Annotated in this window: 19 protein-coding genes and 1 tRNA gene; 6 read left to right on the top strand and 14 right to left on the bottom strand. The window is 68.5% G+C overall.

The genetic code is table 11. From position 1 onward, the window contains the following. Positions 1 to 7: 7 nt before the first annotated feature. The 5 genes from IM770_RS00180 to IM770_RS00160 all read right to left on the bottom strand — a co-directional run bounded on the left by IM770_RS00180 (position 8) and on the right by IM770_RS00160 (position 5,867). Positions 8 to 541, bottom strand: coding sequence for a sugar O-acetyltransferase (locus tag IM770_RS00180; protein ID WP_372430620.1), 534 nt, complete (start codon positions 539 to 541; stop codon positions 8 to 10). Positions 542 to 688: 147 nt separating this feature from the next. Then, complete coding sequence (locus tag IM770_RS00175) at positions 689 to 2,371, bottom strand: thiamine pyrophosphate-binding protein (protein ID WP_203579144.1); 1,683 nt, start codon at positions 2,369 to 2,371, stop codon at positions 689 to 691. After that, complete coding sequence (locus IM770_RS00170; RefSeq protein WP_203579143.1) at positions 2,368 to 3,417, bottom strand: phosphotriesterase family protein; 1,050 nt, start codon at positions 3,415 to 3,417, stop codon at positions 2,368 to 2,370. The genes IM770_RS00175 and IM770_RS00170 overlap by 4 nt, the downstream gene beginning before the upstream one ends. After that, complete coding sequence (locus IM770_RS00165; protein WP_203579142.1) at positions 3,414 to 4,739, bottom strand: MFS transporter; 1,326 nt, start codon at positions 4,737 to 4,739, stop codon at positions 3,414 to 3,416. Before IM770_RS00165 ends, IM770_RS00170 begins: the two co-directional genes overlap by 4 nt. Before the next feature lie 174 nt (positions 4,740 to 4,913). Beyond that, positions 4,914 to 5,867, bottom strand: a complete 954-nt coding sequence (locus tag IM770_RS00160) for a LysR family transcriptional regulator (protein WP_239065587.1) — start codon at positions 5,865 to 5,867, stop codon at positions 4,914 to 4,916. A gap of 154 nt (positions 5,868 to 6,021) precedes the next feature. Here IM770_RS00160 and hisD point away from each other — a divergent pair, with 154 nt between their 5' ends. Both hisD and IM770_RS00150 read left to right on the top strand, forming a co-directional pair. Then, the gene (hisD, locus tag IM770_RS00155) at positions 6,022 to 7,335 is read left to right on the top strand and encodes a histidinol dehydrogenase (RefSeq protein WP_203579140.1); all 1,314 of its coding nucleotides are present in this window, start codon (positions 6,022 to 6,024) and stop codon (positions 7,333 to 7,335) included. Then, entirely contained in the window at positions 7,332 to 8,732 is a 1,401-nt protein-coding gene (locus tag IM770_RS00150) for an aspartate ammonia-lyase (protein ID WP_203579139.1), read from the top strand. The genes hisD and IM770_RS00150 overlap by 4 nt, the downstream gene beginning before the upstream one ends. Before the next feature lie 443 nt (positions 8,733 to 9,175). Here IM770_RS00150 and IM770_RS00145 read toward each other — a convergent pair whose 3' ends face one another. From IM770_RS00145 to IM770_RS00125, 5 genes are all read right to left on the bottom strand, one after another. Continuing rightward, the gene (locus IM770_RS00145) at positions 9,176 to 10,138 is read right to left on the bottom strand and encodes a hypothetical protein (protein WP_203579138.1); all 963 of its coding nucleotides are present in this window, start codon (positions 10,136 to 10,138) and stop codon (positions 9,176 to 9,178) included. Further along, positions 10,131 to 10,406 carry a hypothetical protein gene (locus IM770_RS00140; RefSeq protein ID WP_203579137.1) on the bottom strand — a complete coding sequence of 92 codons (276 nt, stop codon included), beginning with the start codon at positions 10,404 to 10,406 and terminating at the stop codon, positions 10,131 to 10,133. The genes IM770_RS00145 and IM770_RS00140 overlap by 8 nt, the downstream gene beginning before the upstream one ends. A 389-nt stretch (positions 10,407 to 10,795) precedes the next feature. Next, positions 10,796 to 11,983: a tyrosine-type recombinase/integrase gene (locus IM770_RS00135; RefSeq protein WP_203579136.1), complete on the bottom strand. Its 1,188-nt coding sequence runs from the start codon at positions 11,981 to 11,983 to the stop codon at positions 10,796 to 10,798. 4 nt (positions 11,984 to 11,987) lie between these two features. Further along, on the bottom strand, positions 11,988 to 12,227 hold the full coding sequence (locus tag IM770_RS00130; protein WP_203579135.1) for a helix-turn-helix transcriptional regulator: 240 nt from the start codon (positions 12,225 to 12,227) through the stop codon (positions 11,988 to 11,990). A gap of 182 nt (positions 12,228 to 12,409) precedes the next feature. Further along, positions 12,410 to 12,483 (bottom strand) — tRNA-Pro (locus IM770_RS00125). Positions 12,484 to 12,613: 130 nt separating this feature from the next. Between IM770_RS00125 and IM770_RS00120 the strand changes: the two genes are divergently transcribed. The 3 genes from IM770_RS00120 (at position 12,614) to IM770_RS00110 (ending at position 14,361) form a co-directional block, all read left to right on the top strand. Next, positions 12,614 to 13,201, top strand: a complete 588-nt coding sequence (locus tag IM770_RS00120) for a GNAT family N-acetyltransferase (RefSeq protein ID WP_203579134.1) — start codon at positions 12,614 to 12,616, stop codon at positions 13,199 to 13,201. Positions 13,202 to 13,294: 93 nt separating this feature from the next. Next, a complete protein-coding gene (locus IM770_RS00115; RefSeq protein ID WP_203579133.1) occupies positions 13,295 to 13,975 on the top strand; it encodes a lysoplasmalogenase family protein in 681 nt (226 codons plus the stop codon). Beyond that, on the top strand, positions 13,972 to 14,361 hold the full coding sequence (locus IM770_RS00110) for an RNA-binding S4 domain-containing protein (protein ID WP_203579132.1): 390 nt from the start codon (positions 13,972 to 13,974) through the stop codon (positions 14,359 to 14,361). The genes IM770_RS00115 and IM770_RS00110 overlap by 4 nt, the downstream gene beginning before the upstream one ends. Here the strand turns inward: IM770_RS00110 and IM770_RS17780 are convergent. From IM770_RS17780 to IM770_RS00095, 3 genes are all read right to left on the bottom strand, one after another. Next, positions 14,267 to 14,674 (bottom strand): hypothetical protein, encoded by a 408-nt coding sequence (locus IM770_RS17780; protein WP_239065586.1) that lies wholly within the window; start codon positions 14,672 to 14,674, stop codon positions 14,267 to 14,269. The genes IM770_RS00110 and IM770_RS17780 overlap by 95 nt on opposite strands. A gap of 116 nt (positions 14,675 to 14,790) precedes the next feature. Beyond that, a complete protein-coding gene (locus IM770_RS00100; protein WP_203579131.1) occupies positions 14,791 to 16,413 on the bottom strand; it encodes a LuxR C-terminal-related transcriptional regulator in 1,623 nt (540 codons plus the stop codon). Between the two features lie 119 nt (positions 16,414 to 16,532). Beyond that, positions 16,533 to 17,435, bottom strand: coding sequence for an NUDIX domain-containing protein (locus tag IM770_RS00095; protein WP_203579130.1), 903 nt, complete (start codon positions 17,433 to 17,435; stop codon positions 16,533 to 16,535). A gap of 134 nt (positions 17,436 to 17,569) precedes the next feature. Here IM770_RS00095 and IM770_RS00090 point away from each other — a divergent pair, with 134 nt between their 5' ends. Then, positions 17,570 to 17,998, top strand: a complete 429-nt coding sequence (locus tag IM770_RS00090) for a GNAT family N-acetyltransferase (protein ID WP_203579129.1) — start codon at positions 17,570 to 17,572, stop codon at positions 17,996 to 17,998. 40 nt (positions 17,999 to 18,038) lie between these two features. Here IM770_RS00090 and der read toward each other — a convergent pair whose 3' ends face one another. Continuing rightward, positions 18,039 to 19,592 (bottom strand): ribosome biogenesis GTPase Der, encoded by a 1,554-nt coding sequence (der, locus tag IM770_RS00085; protein ID WP_203579128.1) that lies wholly within the window; start codon positions 19,590 to 19,592, stop codon positions 18,039 to 18,041.

Below are 19,592 nucleotides of genomic sequence, written 5' to 3'. Positions count from 1 at the left end.
GGCGTGCTCACAGTTCGCGGATCACGCGCGCCGGATTTCCCACCGCGACGACGTTCGCGGGGATGTCCCGTGTCACCACCGCGCCCGCGCCGATCACACTGTTGTCGCCGATTCTCACCCCGGGGCACACGATCGCGCCCCCGCCCAGCCACACGTTGTCGCCGATCGTGATTGGCCGAGCCGCTTCCAGCTTGTCGCGGCGCGGACCGGGCTCCACCGGATGGGTCGGGGTGAGCAGCTGCACGTTCGGTCCGATCTGGCAGTCCGAGCCGATCCGGATCTCTGCGACGTCCAATGCCGTCAGATTGAAGTTCACGAAGGTTCCCGGCCCGATGATGATGTTCTCGCCGTAGTCGACGAACAACGGCGGCCTGACGGTGACGCCGTCCCCGACATGGCCGAGCAGCTCGCGCAGCGTCGCCGCCGCCGCGGGATCGCCCGCGACGCTCTGCCGCTGGTACTCGGCAGCCAGCTCCACCGCACGCTGCATGGCCGTCTCGAGTTCCGGATCGTCTGCGATGTACAGGTCGCCGGCGAGCATCCGTTCACGCTGCGTGCGGGAGTCCCCCGCGAAGTAGTCGACGTTCGTCATAAGTACAAGTGTACATATAGCGCATCCCCGCCAGGCTAGGCCGCTTCGGGCTTCCCGCGAGTCCCTACGTCGGGCTGACCCCGGATGAGGCCCCGGCTATCGGTTGGCGGCGTTGTACGCGTTGCTCTCTCGCACCCAGTCACCGACGTACTTCAATGAGACCGGGACATCGACGACCATCACGCCGCGCGCACCCGCTTCGATCCAGTCCTCCACCCTCCCGAGGTCGTCCATGCTCTGCACCCGGACACCGTCGACACCGAAAGCACGGCCGAGAGCCGCGAAGTCGACCGGCGGGAACATCATGGCCGTGTCGTCCAGCCCCCTGACCGCGTACTGATGCACCTCCATGGAGTACGAAGAGTCATTCAGCACGATGATGAGAGCGGACTGGGCCGTGCGGATGAGCGTGTCGAACTCGGGCAGCGCCATCATCGCTCCGCCGTCGCCGCTGACGAGAACGACGGGCCGCTCTGGGCGAGCACGGTGGGCTCCAACCGCGGAGGGAAGGCCGAGACCGATGCTGTGAATGGCGAGTCCGGGCGAGAGCAACGACCCCGGATCGGGGTAGGACCACATCGACGGCGCCCACCCCATACAGTGGCCGGTGTCCTGGACGACGGTCTTGTCGTGCGGAAGTATCCGCTCGAGCCGCTGCATCACCGCCCTCGGGTCCAGTCCGTCTGTCTGGGGGACCTGATCGTACGCATCGTCCCGAGTGAAGACGGCACCCGCGGGCACCTCGACGTCTGCGCGCCAGGTCGATGCTCCGCGACCGCCCTCCTGCACGATTCGGCTGAACGCGCTGGAGAACTTCGCAGCGTCCGCCCGCAGGTATCGGGTCACATCCGGATGGGTGGCCTCATCCAGCACATCGACCTGGATGAGATGCTCAGCTCCCGCGAAGATGGTGCCGTAGCGCATCTGGTAGAGGTTCAGACTCGCCCCCACCGCGAGCACCACATCAGCCGACCGCAGCAGGTTCGCGGCCGGCAGCGAAGAGAATCCCCCGGCGATTCCGACGCTCCACGGCGACTCGAAGACGTTGCGCGACATGAGGGTCTCGGCAAAGAGCGCTCCGAGCGCGTCGCCGGCGGTGCGGAGATCGGCGGCCGCCGCGGCGAGCACGACGCCTCGACCACCCAGGATCAACGGGCACTTCGCGCCGCGCAGCAGCTCGACGACGCGCTGCACGTCGTCGTCGGTCGGTTCGCCGTGCTCCTCGCGCTCGCGGACCATCAGCACCGGCTCGCTCACCACCGGGCGCTCGGCGTTAGCGGCGACAGTCGCGTCCACGAGGTCATAGGGGATCGCGACGATGACGGGGACTCGGTGCCTCTCGGCGGCGTCGTAGGCCCATTCTGCTGCGGCCTCCGCGGTCGACGTATTCACCGAGACGAAGGGAACGTCGAGGCTGCCGGCGACTGCTCGTTGGTCGATGTCGATGCCACGACGCCCGGTCTGCGGCGCGTCGCCGACGACCAGGACCATCGGTGACCTCGCCTTCCTCGCCTCGCCGAGGGCGGTGATCGCATTCGCGAATCCTGAGCTGTATGTGACGCTGACGGTGGCGATTCCACCGCCGGCGCGGGAATAGGCATCCGCCATCGCCACTGCCCCGTTCTCATGACGGGAGCTGATGAAGTCACCCCCTGAGGAGGTGATGGCGCTGAGGAAGTGGACGTTCCCATTGCCCATCAATCCGAAGAAGGCACGGCTGCGCCGAAGCGCGACGGCGGCGAGCGCGTCGGAGACGGTGTGCGGGGCAGTCGATGTCATGCTGCAGCCCTCTCGTTCGGGTCGATCGTCAGCAATCGCGCCGGGTTGTCGACGGTGAGCGCGACGATGTCCTGGTCGGAGAGCCCACGCCGCTGCATCTGCGGCAAGACGTGCTCCAAGAGGTGCGTATACCCCTCTCCCCCGTACTTGCGCTGATTGGTCCGATGACACACGTCCTGTGAGATCAGGATCTGCTCGCGGTGCCCCGCAGCGATCAGTTCACGGATGAACCGGATGCGGCCGGCATCGTTCGGCATGTCGATGTCCCCGAGCGAGTAATACGACATCTCCTGTCCGAACAAGTCGAACGAGAGAGTGCATCCGAGTTCAGCCAGCGCGCGCATATCGTCGAGACGGAACAGCGTCCGCTCTATGTGGCTCACGACGATCTTGCCCGGTGTGGCACCCGCGGCGATCGCAGCCTCGACGGCCATTCGCGGCGACGCGATGTGCCGGGCGGGATGAATCACGAGTGCCGCGCCGGTCTCGCACTGAGCGTTCGCTGCGGCGCGAAGCACGCGCTCCTCCGCCGGCGTGTGCGGCCAACTCATCCCGATTTCACCGATCACACCGGCGCGGATGCCGGAACCGCTCACGCCCTCGACGATGTCCGCGACGATCTCGTCAGCGATCTCACGCTCGCCCAGCCTCTCGAGATGCGCGGGGTGGTAATCCGCGTAGTAGTAGCCGGATCCCATCACTATCGCGACACCGGTCGCCTCAGCGACTCGCCTCAGCCCCAGATGGTCACGCCCCATCCCCCTCGACGTGACATCGACGATCGTCGTGCCGCCTGCAGCTCGATACTCGCGCAGTGCTTCGATCGCGTCGTCGACCGACGTCATCTCCAGATCGAATGCCGTGTGCTCGCGCCGAATGCGGTAGTAGTCGCCAAGGGTGATCGGCGCACGCTGACGCGTGACTTCACTCGGGGTAGCGTGAGCCTCGGGCGGAAGACTGAGGTTGGAGAGCACGTGCTCATGCGGTTGCACGTGCCCGACGGCGCCAGGGTCCATATCGCCGGTGACTGTGCGGACGATGCTCATCGCGCGTCGTCCGTGACGGCGTTCATCAGGTCCCGTCCGCGGGTTTCCGGAACGAACAGCGCCGTGATGCCGGCGACCACGCCGATTGCGATCAGGTAGAACGCCGGGCTGATGGCGGACCCGCTCGCCGCTACCAGTGCGGTGGCGATGAGGGGTCCGGTGCCGCCGAACAGTCCGTATGAGAGGTTGTAGCTGACCGCCGCCCCGGTCAATCGGGTGGCTGTGGGAAACAATTCCACGTAGAACGTGAAACTTCCGCCGCCGAAGACGCAGATGGGCACGGACAGCAGCAACTGGCCCACGATCGCGAGCCCGAACTCACCGGACCCCACGAGGAGGAACGCAGGCCACGCCAGAAGGACCATGCCGATCGCTCCGGCGATCATCATCTTCTTGCGACCGACCCGATCCGACAGACGGCCTCCCAGGTACATCATGACGGCGTAGCCGAGCAGGGCCACGGAGTTCGAGATGAGCGCCTGGCCGCGGTCGATGTGGATGACGCTCTGCATGTAGGTCACGAAGTACCCGACCAGCACGTAGTAGCCGAGTGCCGGCAGCGACATGATCAGGAAGACCTGCAGCATGCGACGCTTCTGCGAAGCGAACGCCGCCTTCACCGGGGCGGGCCGGTCTGCGGCCATCGCCTCCAGCTCCTTGAACGCCGGGGTCTCCTCCGTCTTGCTCCGGATGTACAGGCCGATGATGGACATCGGCGCAGCGAGGAAGAACGGGATGCGCCAGCCCCACTCCTGGAACGCGGCGTCGGACATCGCTCCTGACACGGCCGCGACCACCAGCGCGGCAGCCACCGACGAGAGCGCCGTCGTGGCGATCGTCACGTTGATCCACGACGCGCGGCGCTCCCGCGGGGCGTGCTCCAGCACGAACGACGGAGCCCCAACGGCTTCACCGCCGGCCGAGAACCCCTGCACGAGGCGGAGTGCGACGAGCAGTATCGGAGCCAGCACCCCGACCTGCTCGTACGTCGGCAGGAAGCCGATCAGCGTCGTGGCCACACCGATCGTGAGCAGGCTGATCGTCAGGATGGTCTTGCGCCCGATGCGGTCGCCGAGGCTGCCGAAGAAGAGACCGCCGAGCGGACGGACGACGAACGCGACGCCGTAGACCGCGAAAGCCGAGAGCACACCGATGACGGGGTCGCCCGAGGGGAAGTAGAACGCGGCGATGATCACGATGGAGAACCCGTAGACCGCGAAATCGTAGAACTCGACGAACTGGCCGATGCTCGCAGCGAGGAGGATCTTGCGTTGAGCCGGCCTGCTGGTCGTGGTGGAGATGACATCCGGGCGTACAGACATGAGGATCCTGTCGTCGGGCCTCGTCCGCGAGGCGGGGAGTGGATGGACGGTCATCCGAGGTTAGGAATCCCGCGAGGCATACGACAACAGCCAGATGACTTGTCGATCACATAGTTTTTCCTTATGCCAAAGGGCGCACCCTCCGCTGCCCGGACTGTTAGGTGGCCGCTCGCTTCAGTGCAGGAAACGCTGCAAGCGGTCAGAGGATCCGGTGAGTTGCAGCGTGCCATCGGTGCCCGCCTGATGCTCTACGAGGGCGTCCCACGCCATCCGGGCGATCTCGCGGGTGGCCGGTGACAGCACCATCCCTTGCCGCTTCACGAACGCGAGAGTGTCGAAGATCGGCTCGACGAAGGGAGCCGTGTGCAGCCCAGCCGGCATGACCGCCGAGCGCGTCGCCGCAGCGCAGAGGAGCGAATCCCCCACTCCCGCGCGGACCAGGTCGAGCGCGCTGGACAGGTACTCCACCTCGATCACCGGTGAGATGCTGACGCCCGAGAGCTGCGCACGGTCGGTCAGCTGACGACGCACCGGGTCCGTCTCGGCATAGTGCGCGTCGTAGAGGACGAGCGACCGGTCGGCGAATTCGGCCATGCCGATCGGGCCGTCGGGCCTGTGTGCACTGACGAACAAGACTTCGTCCCGCCCGACCGGGACGATCTCCAGACCGTCGTCATCGATCGGCAGGGTCACCAGACCCGCCTCGAGGTTGCCCCGCGCGACGTCCAGCGCGGTCTCGGCGCTGTTCTGCCCCACGAGGCGCACCCGCACGCTCGGGTAGCGCTGATGGAACTTGAGGGCGAGATCCACACCCAGGTAGAAGTTCGCGTTGCGCAGCAGACCGAAGGTCGCCGTTCCTCCTCCCAGCTCGAGCTGCGAGCGCACGGCCCGCATGCCGGCGTCTGCCGAAGCCACTGCTTGTTGCGCATGCGGAAGCAACTCCTCCCCGGCACTCGTCAGGAAGAGCTCCCGGCTGCCGCGGCGGAACAGCCGGACGCCGAGCTCCTCCTCGAGTCGCCGAATGAGATCGGAGATCGCGGGTTGACTCATCTTCAGCCTCTTCGCCGCGGCGGTGAAGCTGCGCAGCTCCGCCGAGGTGAGGAACGCCTGCAACTGGGTAAGGGTCATCTTTCCTCCGAAACGGATGCTTGCTGGAGCCTGCCCCATAAGTAAACCCGATTGTTGAAGCAAGTCATTTGGCGGTTGCCTTATATCACCGGGCATTCCTAACCTGAGACCCATGCCGCACCACGGGCATCCAAGGCATGGGCAAGGAGCTGGAATGAGCGAATACCTGAAGCGCGCAGAGCGACACGATGTCGTCGACGACCGCGCCGACACCGTCCGACAGACCGTCACCGACGTCATCGCCGACGTTCGCATCGGCGGAGATGCGGCTGTCCGTCGGTACTCGGAGATGTTCGACCAGTGGGCGCCCGAGACGTCCAGGCTCACGCCCGAGCAGATCGAGTCCGCGATCGCACGGGTGCCGGCACAGACGATCGCGGACATACGCACAGCGCAGCACAACGTGCGCCGATTCGCCGAGCTGCAGCGGGACTCGCTGACCGGCTTCGAGGCCGAGGTGATGCCCGGGGTCTTCCTCGGGCAGAAGAACATCCCGGTCGACGCGGTAGGCGCCTACGTGCCCGGCGGAAGGTACCCCCTGCTCGCGTCAGCGCACATGACCATCGTCACGGCCAAGGTGGCGGGGGTACAGCGGATCGTCGCCGCGACCCCGGCCCCGCACGGCGTGATCCCTGACGCGTCGATCGCCGCCATCCACCTCGCCGGAGCCGACGAGATCCACCTCCTGGGAGGCGTTCAGGCGATCGCCGCCATGGCGCTGGGGACCGAGTCCATCGACCCCGTCGACGTCATCGTCGGCCCAGGGAACGCATACGTCGCCGAGGCGAAGAGACAGCTGTACGGCGAGGTCGGTATCGATCTGTTCGCGGGGCCGACGGAGGTCCTCGTCATCGCCGATGCGAACGCGGACTCCTTTCTCACAGCCGTCGATCTGCTCAGCCAGGCCGAGCACGGGCCGGACTCGCCCGCTGTTCTGGTCACCACCTCGGCGGCTTTCGGCCGAGAGGTCATAGCCGAGATCGAACGACAGCTCGCCAACCTCCCCACCGCCGCGGTGGCAGGGCCCGCGTGGCATGAGCACGGCGAGGTCATCGTCGTGAGCAGTCTCGACGAGGCGTACGAAGTCTCCGACGAGTACGCGAGCGAGCACGTCCAAGTCTTCACGGAGCAGCCCCGTGAGGCTCTGGATCGGCTCACGAACTATGGAGCGCTCTTCCTCGGGCAGCACACCTGCGTGTCTTTCGGCGACAAGATCATCGGCACCAACCATGTCCTCCCCACGCGCCGAGCCGCGCGATACACGGGCGGACTCTGGGTCGGCAAGTTCCTGAAGACAGTCACCTATCAGGAGGTCACCGACGCCTCCGCCGCGCGTGAACTCGGGCTGCTCCTCGGTCGAGCGGCGCGCGCCGAGAACTTCGAAGGGCACGCGCGATCAGGAGATGCGCGCGTCTCAGCGGCTGACGGCGAGCGCCCGGCATGGGCGGTCTCGCCTCAACCCGCATGACGGAGTCCGCCCCGCCCACCCGCCGCGAGCACGACGTCCTCGGCGGGTGCGATGTGCCCGCAGAAGCGTACTGGGGCGTGCACACCGCGCGGGCCATGCGCAACTTCCGTCTGGGTGGCGATCGAGTCGGGGACAGCCGTGCCCTCGTTCGCGCGCTCGGTCAGGTGAAGAAGGCCGCCGCGCGCGCCAACCGCGACCTCGGCCTGCTCGACCCCGACAAGGCATTCGCCATCGACCAGGCGTGCGATCGCGTGATCGTCGGCGATTTCGACGAGCAGTTCCCCGTGAGCCTCGTCCAAGGGGGAGCCGGAACGTCGACCAACATGAACGCGAATGAAGTGATCGCGAACATCGCCCTGGAGCATCTCGGCTACCCGCGGGGAGCCTACGAGGTGCTCCATCCGAACGAGCACCTGAACCTCGGCCAGTCCACCAACGACGTCTATCCGACCGCTGTGAAGCTCGCGCTTCTCGAGTCGTCCCAGCAGCTTCTGGTCTCGATGCAGACCCTGAAGCAGGCCTTCGGACGGAAGGCGGCGGAGTTCCGCGGGATCGTGAAGGTCGGCAGAACGCAGCTTCAGGATGCCGTCCCCATGACGCTCGGCCAGGAGTTCCGCACCTATGAGATCATGATCGGAGAGGACCAGGCCCGCCTCCGAGAGGCCATGGCGCATCTTCACGAGATCAATCTCGGTGCGACCGCGATCGGCACGGGCGTGAACACCCATCCCCAGTATGCGGAACTCGTGCGCGGACACCTCGAAGGAATCACGGAACTGCCGCTGGTCACCGCCGCCGATCTCGTCGAAGCGACCCAGGACTGCGGCGCGTTCGTGCTTCTCTCGGCGACGGTCAAGCGAGCCGCGGTGAAGATGTCGAAGGTCTGCAATGACCTCAGACTGCTGTCGTCCGGGCCCCGCGCCGGTCTCGCCGAGATCTCACTGCCCGCGCGGCAAGCGGGATCGAGCATTATGCCGGGGAAGGTCAACCCGGTCATTCCAGAGCTCGTGAATCAGGTGGCCTTCGAGATCATCGGCCTGGACCTCACCGTGACCGTCGCCGCGGAGGCCGGCCAGCTGCAGCTCAACGCCTTCGAACCGGTCATCGCGAGCAGCCTTCTGCGCGGAATCCGGCATCTCGCGATCGCCTTCGAGTCGTTGGCGCTCGACTGCGTGGACGATATTCACGCCCAGGAGGACAATCTCCGTGAATTCGCCGCATCGGGCATCGGGCTCGCGACGGCGCTGAGCCCCGTCATCGGCTACGCCGCAGCCTCCGAAGTGGCGACGGAGGCCATGCGTTCGCGTCGATCGGTGCTCGACGTCGTCCTCGAGCGCGGCTATCTCTCCTCTGATGAGGCATCCGCACTCATCGCCGGCGGCCTGACGCTGAACTGACACTTCACTCCGGTGGCAGGTACAGGAGCCGTCTCCCTTTGCGGCAGAGCTTCAGGACGCGAGTCCGTAGCCCTGGGTCAGCGGGATGCGATGGCGCGTTCGAAGCGACCCGCTCCAGAAACACGAAAACCCGCGGAAATCCGCGGGTTTTCGATCAGTACTGTCTCAACACAGTGCGCGCCCGAAGGACTCGAACCCCTAACCTTCTGATCCGTAAACAGACGCACGGGCTCGCCAGCTAAACTACGGTCGCTCCGGGATGAGGTTGATCCCCGTGCCAGGCGCAAGCGCCGACCCAAGTGCCGAACTGAAGGTATCGGGGCTGCCGTTGGCCTCCCAACCGTGGGGCGCTTCAGCCGTCTCGACAAGAGTGACGTTCGCATGCGCACTCACGAAGTCGCGTGTGAGGTCGAAGGGAATCTCATCGTCGCCTCTCGAATGGATCACAAGCGTTGGGACGCCCAAAGCCGGGCCATGGTAAGCCAACGAAAGACCGTCAACGACGACGTAGGGGAAGCGACGCTCGCCCGCAGGTAGCCACGGCTCGCGAACTCCAGCGCATGACGGCGCGGCTCCGTGTACACGTCAAGGGGCAGCATCCCGCCTCGGAAACGCGCCCGAGAGACCTCGGCGACCCGCGCCCGCAGCTCGACCTCATGATCGGCGAAGTACTCCTCGGCGATCGCCAGGATCTCCCGCACCACACGGCGGTTCTCCGATCTCTCCTGCAGGGCGTGGACCAGGTCCGGCGGAGTCGGCTCATCCTGAGCGCGGATCAGCACGATGTCCTCGCCGGTGCGCTCCTGCGCGAAGAACGCGTCCGCCGCGGCATCGTTGTGGCGTCGCTCCGGCGCGTGCACACGGTGCAGCTGGCGTTCCGGCAGCCCGGCACGGGCACGACGACGCGCCATACGCCTCGCTTCGTTCTCACGCTGGCGATACGTCGCCCGCTGATCTGGAGTAGGTAACCAGGTCGATTCGCGGCCGGCTGCCCTGGCGCGGTCGACTGCGCGGCGGCGCGCCTCATTTGCCTTGTCCGGGTCCGCGGCCTCCCGAGCGCGGCGGCGCTCGGCGATCGCCTCACGATTCCGGTAGTAGTAGTCGCGCTGAGCCTGCTTGTACGCATCGGGATGCTTCTGCTTGTACCGCTCGCGTGCTTGCTGGCGCTCCTCGGGGTGCTCCTTCGCCCACGCCTTCGCGCGATCGATCCCCTTCTGGCGCCGCTCCTTCTCATCGCGTTCGCGTTTGGCCTGCTCTCTCATGTATTGGCGGTTCTTGCGCCGGATCTGCTCACGATTCCGGTCACGGTACTCGGCGTAGTAGTTCGGGTGCGCGTCGTTCCATGCCTTCCGCTGCGCTGCCCGCCGCGCCGCGGACTCGTCATTGTCCGGCTGCGCGTCACTCATGGTGATCCGCGATGAGCACGCCGTCGAGTTCGGCGAGCGCTGTGAACAGCTCTTCGCGGGTCGCGGTGGGGTCCGTGATCGCTCGCTCGAAGAGGGCCCGCATGCGTTCCCGCTCCGCGTCGGACACGTCACCGAGCCGCGCGAGGCACCAGTCAATATCCTCCCCAAGGCTGTAGCTCGGATCATCCACCTCGATGCCGGGGTAATACAGGAACGCGAGCACAGCCAGGTGCTCCAGGACAGCGTCAGCGCGCTCACGATCGCTCATAGCAGGAAGGTGCGCGTGCCGCGCCCAACAGTCGGCCGGCGATGTCTGCGACCCGTTCTACGCTCATCTGTATCCGGCCGGAGGGAGGAAGCCCAATGGCCGGGCGGCGATGGCACCCGCTTCTCGCAGCGCAGGAAGGTCCGACGGGTACGTGGAGCTTGGCCGACACGTTCGACCGCGTATATGGCACCGTCGAGCTGCGTCGCGTGAGTGCGACCGACCTCCGTTACCGCGTCAGCTTTCGGGGCGAGGTCATCGGTTGGTCAACAACCCTCCAGCTCGCCTGCGAGCGGGTGCACGGCGCGTTTCTGCGCAGTCACGGCCCGAACGGCGGACCGATCGCGAGCTGGGGCGCACCGACGCCACGACAGTGACCCCGACCATCGTTCTCACGTGGGCTGATCTTTAGCGAACGCGCGGTCGAGCATCTCGGCGGTGGACGGATTCACCATCTCGTTTCGTCGGATGTAGTGCTGCACGGTGATCTTCGGATCGGTATGGCCCAGCAATTCCGCCGCGAGCTCGACGCCGGCCTGCTCATTGATCGCGGTCGCGACCGTGCGGCGGAATGCGTGCGGCGTGACGCCGGTGATGCCGGCGATATCCATCACTCGTCGCAGCTGGCGCCGCACATTGTTCGTCGTCAACGGAGTACCCTCCCGGCTGCAGAAGAGCAGAGCGTCGAGCGACGGATCACTGAGACTGGCCAACCGCCGACGGACAGCCTCGGCCGTGAACGTGGGAATCGCTACAGTGCGCCGCGACTTGGCGGTTTTCGGATGGTCCTGCCGTCGTGTGGGCTCGCCCTTGTTGCTGACGATCGTGCCGGCGATGCGAATCGAGGGAACCGCACTCGTGATGTCGATATCCCGGCGTCGAATCGCGAGCACCTCGCCGATGCGCGCAGACGTTCCCAGCATGACCTCCACGATTCCGCCCAGCTGCCCGTCCGGCTTCGGCCCTGAGATCGCGCGGCCTCCCTCCCACACCGCGATCGCCGTGCGGATCGCCGTCACCTCAACCATGGTCAGCGCATCTGGCGTACTCGATCTCCGGTGCAGCCGCGCGACATGGTCCATCGGATTTCGCGGCAAGACTTCGTGGCGAACGGCGAGGCCGAATGCCAGGCGCAGCACGACGCGTGCATGCTTCGCTCGGCTGTAACTTCGCTTGTTCAGCTGCTTGAGGAGCTGATCGCAACGTGCGACGCCGATCTCGCGGAGCGTCAGATTGCCGAGCGCCGGCATGACGAGAGTCCGCATGTTGCGCTCGTACAACTGGCGTGTAGTTGTCGACAGCCGCCCCTCCTGATCCACGTCGTCCAGCCAGTAATCGACGAGATGCGAGAACAAGCTGTCGGGCGTAAGAACGGAGGTCGAGGGCTGGAACAGGCTCCTCGTCGACAGTTTCATCTTCAGTGCACGCTCGGCGAGCGCGCGGGTTTCTGCGGTGACCTGGACAAGCCTGGTCCGGCCATCCCAATCGCGATACCGCGCCCTGGCGATCACACGACCGTGCTCGGCAGCGAGGAATCCGATCTCGCCGAACGTGCCCATGGCGAGACGCGCGCGGCTCATCGTGTCACCGCGGATCGGCAGGCGATCGTGCGCCCGACTCGCGGTGCGCATCCACCCACGCGCGCACATCCGACGCCGCGAAGGTCAGGTGCTTGCCATAGCGATGGGCCTCCGGCGCATCGCCTTTCATCCGCCATTCGTAGATGGTCGAAACCGAGACGCGAAGGTATGCCGCGACCTCGTTGATACTGAGGAGTCTCTCCAGCCCCCAGAGTTCGAGGGTCGCGGTGTCGATGGCGTCCATACCCGGTAGGTGCGTAGGACATCGCCCCACCGTTCGGAAGCAACCGGAAGGAAGTCGAGCCACTCGAGCGGCTGCGTCGAGATACGGCGCTGAAGCGGTCAAAAAGATGGCATTGCGATGACGTGGTCAAGTTTCACCAACTAAGAAGTCCCGGGAACCCTTAGGTTCCCGGGACTTTCCGGTCGGGATGACAGGATTTGAACCTGCGACCCCTTGACCCCCAGTCAAGTGCGCTACCAAGCTGCGCCACATCCCGTTGCGCCGCACCTGCGCGCGGACAACTCCCCCATCCTACCCGCTCCGCGGGGGCGTCGCGAACCGAGGAGCGCCCGGGCGTGGCATCCGTCGTCCTTGCCGGTGTCGGTGGGGCGGGATAGCGTCGCGCCATGGCGAACATCACGATCGAACCGGCCACCGCCGACCGCTTCGACGACGCCCAGCACGCGCTGACGGGCGGAGGCGACGGGCCCGGCTGCCAATGCCAGTGGTGGATGATCCCGAACTCCGAGTGGCAGAAGACGTCCAAGCCGGAGCGGGAGAGGATGCTGCGCGACGAGATCGACGCGGGGCCGCCGCCCGCCCTCATCGCCTACGTCGACGGCGAGGCCGCCGGCTGGGTGCGCGTCGGCCCGCGGACTCGGCAGGTGCGCCTCGGGCGCACGAAGAACTTCTCGGCGAACTCAGCCGAGCCGTGGGACGACGACTCCGTGTGGGCGGTGAGCTGCTTCGTCGTGCGTAAGGAGCACCGCCAGCAGGGGCTCAACGCCCAGCTGCTCGACGCGGCGATCGACTACGCGCGCCGCAGCGGAGCCCGGGTGATCGAGGCCTACCCGCTCGACCCCGACGCCGGCCGCAAGATTCCCTCCAACGAGCTGTTCCACGGCGTGCTGTCGACGTTCCAGGAGGCGGGGTTCCGCGAGGTCGCCCGGCCGAAGCCGCACCTCGCGATCGTCTCCCTCGATCTCGCGAGCTGACCGCCACCGCACGACACTCGCCCGCCAACCCGCCGCGCGAACCCGCGTCTCACGCGTGCGACGATGGTGGAGCCCTGCACGTCGAGGAGGATCATGCACCGGCTCTGGATCGGATTCGTGCCGTACATCGCGGCGTCGCTGGTGCACGTGGGCGCGCTCGCGGTCGGCTCCGACGCGGTCGCTGCCCCGACCAAGCTGACGCTGATGCCGCTGCTGGCCCTCGCGGTCGTCTGGGGCGTGCGGGGCGCGGGCTGGACCCGCGCGCACACGCTGCTCGTGGTCGCGGTCGGGCTGTCGTGGCTGGGCGACGGCGCCGGCACGTTCGTGCCCTGGCTGCCCACCGTGCCGATGATGCTGCTCTTCTTCGGCCTGGCGCACCTCTGCTACATCTGGCTGTTCTGGCAGCTGCTCGCCGTCCGCCGCGTCCCGCTGTGGGCCGCGGTCTACGGGCTGTGGTGGGTCGTGCTGCTCGCCGTGCTCTGGCCGCACCTCGGGGTTCTCGCCGTCGCCGTCGCCGCGTACGGCCTGGTGCTCGGCGGCACGGCGGTCGCGGCATCCCGCTGCCATCCGCTCATCGTGTGGGGCGGCGTCTTCTTCCTCGCGTCGGACTCGATCCTCGCGTTCCGGCTGTTCCTCCCCGAGGCCATGCCCGGCTGGACAAGCCCGCTCGTCATGCTCACCTACTGCCTCGGCCAGGGTCTCATCGCCGCCGGCGTGCTCGTCGCCGTGCGAGCACGACGGGCCGCGACGGCGACCACGGCGGTGCCGGTATGACGGATGCCTCCGCCCGAGGCGGGTCCGTGCGCGTCGACGCCTGGCTCTGGGCCGTGCGGATCTACAAGACACGCTCGGCCGCGACGACGGCATGCCGGGCGGGCCATGTGCGCGTCAACGGCGAGCGGGCCAAGGCCGCGCAGCCGATCCGGGCCGGCGACGAGGTGCGCGTTCGCATCGACGGGTTCGACCGCATGCTGACGGTCCGCGACACGATCTCGAAGCGCGTAGGCGCCCCGCTGGTCGCCGCCGCGATGGAGGACCGCACTCCCCCGCGCGACCCCACGCCCGTCATCGCGCAGCGCGACCGGGGCGCAGGCCGACCCACCAAGCGGGAGCGCCGCGAGATCGATCGGCTCCGCGGCCGCGACGGCCTCGACGACTGACGCCGGCACCCGGCGGCTCGCCGTGCGCGTCGGCGAGCGCGGCGCCCCGGAGCCGGACGCGCCGCTGCGCGAGGCACAGCACCAGCATGATGGCGCACGAGACGAGATAGAACGTGTGAAGCGCCCAGACCGGACCAGGAGGCAGGCTGAACACGTAGACCGAATACACCACGTTGGCGGCGTTGATCATCCCGATGCTCGAGAGGCTGTACGACGAGACATCCCGCGTCCGCATCGCCTTGCGCAGCATGGGCAGGTTGCTGATCGCGAACACCACGGTCGAGACCGTGCCGGCGATCAGTGGGATGTCCATGGCGCCACGCTAGGCGTGGCCGCCCGGTCGCCGCGTCGGGTGAAGCGCGTATCTTCGCGGGCCGCACCGCGTGGGTGATTCTGTGTAGACGGGGGTCGATGGCCGGGCGCCGAACCTCAGACGAGGCCGTTCTCGTAGGCGTAGGCCGTCGCGGCCGCCCGGCTCGTGAGGCCGAGCTTGCCGAAGATGTTGGCGACGTGCCGTGCGACCGTCTTCTCGCTGAGCGAGAGCTTCGCACCGATCCCACGGTTGGTGAGCCCGGTCGAGACGAGCCGCAGCACCTCGAGCTCGCGTGGGGTGAGCGCTCCGGTCCGCCGCCCTCCCACGACCTCCCCGAGCTCGGCGAGAGCCGGTTCCGCTCCCAGCGCGAGGAACACCGCTCGGGCGGCAGCGAACTCGGCGTCCGCGGACCCCGTCTCTCCGACCGCGCGCAGAGCCCGCCCGGCGAGCACCCGGCAGCGGGCGGCCTCGTACGGCGCCCCGAGCGCATCCCAGCCCTCGGCACCCGCAGCCGCCATCTGCACCGCCTCGCGCGCCTTTCCCTCCGCGAGCAGCAGCCGCGCCTGCGCCGCGGCGACCAGGGCGTCGAGCATCGGCATCGGAGTCCGCCGGGATGCGTCCTCGAGCTCCTCGAGGGCGCGGCGGGCAGCGCCGTGATCGCCCGCGGCGACCTCGATCTCCACGACGGCCGGAAGGAGGAACCGTCGGGTGGCCGGGTCGGCGCCCGCGACGCTCCGGCGGAGCTCGTCCCGCGCGCGCTCGGTGCGACCGAGCGCGCGGTGCAGCAGCGAGAGACCCGGCTGCGGTTCCCACCCGGACTCGCCGGCGCGTCGATACGAGTCCTCCGCGGAGTGGAACGCACCGCGCAGTCGCGCCAGCTCGGCGTGCTGGTACGGCGCGCCCCACACCGCGCGGTAGTCGCCCGCCCGAAACCGGGCGAGGGCGAGCTCGGCCGCGGTCGATGCCTCGGCCCACGCCCCGTGGATGATGAGCAGTGCGGACCGGAGCGCGCGGCTCTGCCCGCTGAACGCGACCAGCTGAGGCTGCTGAGCGCACCACCCTTCGAGCACGTCCATCCAGGCGGCCATGCGCTCGAGATCGAAGGCGAGGAACGCGTCGGAGACCGCGGCGCAGGCGATGACGCCGGCCGGCAGAGGCGCGAGGTCTCCCGCCGCGACCGCGGCCATCGCGCGGTCCAGGCAGGCCAAGCCCTCGAGGACCGCGCCGGACTCGATCAGCGACTTGCCGAGGCCGAATCTGGTCATCGCCGCGAGCTCGCCGTCGCCCTCGCGCTCGGCGATCGCGAGGATCCCCTCGAAGGCGCGCACGGCGTCGGCGGCATTGCCGCTGCCCAGCTGCCCGACGGCGGGCGCCAGCCGGACGAAACCCGCGAGCGCGCCCGGCTCGTCCATCGCGCCGACGATGCGCATCGCCCGCGCGGCCCACAGCAGGCTGTTGGTGAAGTCGCCCTGTTCGATGAGATCCAGCGCGAGCCACCCAGCCGTCCGCGCGGCGCCGGCCGGGTCGTCCTCGGCCAGGTGCGCGGAGTAGGCACGCGTCAATGCCTCGATGCACGCTCGCGGCTCGCCCCGGAGGAGCGCGGCGGTCCCCAGCAGGTCCAGATCCGCGGCGCCGAGACCATTCCGACCGTCCACCCGGGAGAGCAGCTCCCACGCGTCGGACCAGCGCCTGTCCCTCACCGCCGTTCGGCCGGCGTCGAGGTCGGTGGAGGAGATCATGCGACTCCCGCCCCGGACGCTCTCACTTCGGGAAGTCAGAGGCGCCCGTCGAATGCTGCGGGCAAAGTACCGCCGATCCTCGCGGTCCCGCAAGGCGGTGCGACGGGACCGCCTTGCTCTCAGTCTTCGAGCAGGTCGAGCAGCCAGCGCGCACCGCGGACGGCGGCTCCGGCATCCGTCACCCTCTCGGCGAGCCCGCGGTCGCTCGTGACCACCGTCACCGTGCGCCCGCCGGCCACCGCACGCTGAGCCACCGCGACGATGGCGTCGTCGCCGGATGCCTCGGCCCGCACGACCTCAACCCCCGGGGCCTCGGCGGCGACGCGTGCCTGACCCTCGACCACCGCGATCCACTCCGGGTACCAGGTGTGCTCGGGCAGCTCCAGCGCGCCCGCCGGTACGCCGGCGCCGCCCAGGTCGGCGACCCGGGCGATCAGGCGCGAGGCGGCGCCCGCCCGGTCGCGCCACCAGCCGTCGGGCACGGCGCCCATCACGTTGGCGACATCCACGACGACCGCCGGCCGCACGGTGAGGAGCGCGCGCAGCCCCTCCCACGAGTCGGCGAAGCCGGGGTGCAGCGGATAGTCCGCCACCTCCTCGGCCGGCACCCACGCGAGCTCGCGGCTCTCGGGGTCGCTGATGGTCGGCTCGAAAGGCACGACCACATCGCCGACGACGGTCGTGTAGCTCCAGTACCCGAGGTCGAGCACGCTGAGCACGCGGGGCCGCAGCGACGCCTCCGGCACGCCCGCCTCCTCGGCCGCCTCGCGCAGTGCGCCGTCGCACGCGGACTCGCCTTCGTGTCGCGCGCCGCCGGGCAGCGCCCAGGTGTCGCCGAAGTGGCTCCACGAGACGCGGTGCTGCAGCAGCACCCTGCGCTCCGGATCCACGGCCAGCAGCCCGGCTGCGCCGAACCGGCCCCAGTACCTCTCCCCCGTCGGCGCCACCACCCACGCGTCGCCCGGGTCACGCGGTCCGTGCGGACGCCGCGGCTCACCGGGGGCGGGAGGCTCGATCGTCACGGGATCGCCTTTCACTCGGCGCCGGGCTTCGCTCAGACCGGTCTTTGGCTCAGGGCCCAGCCTCGCACACCGGGGTGCCAGGGGCGGCCGACCGGACCGGTCGCCGTCACCGGAGGACTCGCCACAATGGACGCATGGACTACGAGCTCGACGACGACCCCGCCCGCCTCCAGCGCGACGTCGTGTGGGGCTGGCTGTCGACCGAGGCGTACTGGGGGCGGTGGCGCAGCCGCGAAGACGTCGAGACCCAGCTCGACCGCGCGTGGCGCGTCGTCGGTGCCTACCGGAGCGACACGGGCGAGCAGGTCGGGTTCGCGCGGGCGGTGTCGGACGGCATCGGCATCGCCTACCTCGCCGACGTCTTCGTGCTCGACGCGCATCGCGGGCACGGACTCGGCACCCGCCTCATCCGCCGCATGATCGACGAAGGCCCCGGCGCCGACCTGCGCTGGGTGCTCTTCACCGGCGACGCGCACGGACTGTACCGTCGTTTCGGATTCGCCGAACCCGACGCGAGCGCGATGGTGCGACCGGCGCTCTACCGCCGCAGCGCGGAGGGATGACGGATGCCTCGGCCCGAGGCATCCGTCATCCTCGAGCGCGTCAGCGCTGGCGACGCTCCCGCACGCGCATGTTGATCACGATCGGCGTGCCCTCGAAGCCGTACAGCTCGCGCAGGCGGCGCTGGATGAAGCGACGGTAGCCCGGGTCGAGGAAGCCGGTCGTGAACAGCACGAAGGTCGGCGGGCGCGTGGACGCCTGCGTGCCGAACAGGATGCGCGGCTGCTTGCCGCCCCGCAGCGGGTGCGGATGCTCGGCGATGAGCTCGGTGAGGAACGCGTTGAACTTGCCCGTCGGAATCCGCTGATCCCACGACTCGAGCGCCGTCTCGAGCGCCGGCACCAGCTTGTCGAGGTGGCGGCCGGTGCGCGCCGAGATGTTCACGCGGGGCGCCCACGCCACATGGGCGAGGTCCTGCTCGATCTCGCGCTCGAGGTAGCGACGACGGTCCTGACCGTCCATGTCGTCGTCGTTGAGGCGATCCCACTTGTTGAACGCGAGCACGAGCGCGCGGCCGGACTCGAGCACGAGGTCGATGATGCGCACGTCCTGCTCGCTCAGAGGCTGGGTGACGTCGAGCACGACGACGGCCACCTCCGCCTTCTCGAGCGCGGCCGACGTGCGCAGCGACGCGTAGAAGTCGGCGCCCTGCTGCAGGTGCACGCGGCGGCGGATGCCGGCGGTGTCGACGAAGCGCCACATCTTGCCGCCGACCTCGACGATCTCGTCGACCGGGTCGCGGGTGGTGCCGGCGAGCTCGTTCACGACGACGCGCTCCTCGCCCGCGGCCTTGTTGAGCAGCGACGACTTGCCGACGTTCGGCCGGCCGAGGATCGCGACGCGGCGAGGGCCGCCGATCTCGTGCTTGGCGACCGCCGAGATGTCGGGCAGCACTTTCATGATCTCGTCGAGGAGGTCGGCGACCCCGCGGCCGTGGATCGCCGAGACGGGGTAGGGCTCGCCGAGGCCGAGGTTCCACAGCGCGGCGGCCTCGGGCTCCTGGCGGGCGTCGTCCACCTTGTTGGCGACGAGGAAGACGGGCTTCTTCGCCTTGCGCAGCAGGCGCACGACGTGCTCGTCGGTCGAGGTCGCACCGACCATCGCGTCGACGACGAACAGCACGACGTCCGAGAGGTCGATCGCGACCTCGGCCTGCGCCGCGACGGAGCGGTCGATGCCGCGGGCGTCCGGCTCCCACCCGCCGGTGTCGACCAGCGTGAACCGCCGGTCCATCCACTCGGCCTTGTACGTGACGCGGTCGCGCGTGACGCCGGGGGTGTCTTCCACGACCGCCTCGCGACGGCCGAGGATGCGGTTGACCAGCGCCGACTTGCCGACGTTCGGCCGGCCGACGATCGCGACGACGGGCAGCGCGGGCAGGAACTCGATCCCGTCCTCGCCGCGCACGATGCCCTCGAGGAGGGCCGCGTCCTCGTCGTCGAGGTCGTAGTCCTCGAGTCCGACGCGCAGCGCGGCGGCCCGCTGCTCGGCGAGGTCGTCGTCGACGGCGGCGAGGTTCTCGGCCAGGTGGTCGTCGCCGGTGTCTTCGAACTCGTCGAAATCAGGGGCGGTGTCAGGGGTGGTGTCGGCGGCCAT

This window comes from Microbacterium hibisci, from assembly GCF_015278255.1.
Taxonomy (GTDB): Bacteria; Actinomycetota; Actinomycetes; order Actinomycetales; family Microbacteriaceae; genus Microbacterium; species Microbacterium hibisci.
Note: the sequence above shows the minus strand (reverse complement) of the source record. Positions and strands in the feature narration are given on the sequence as shown.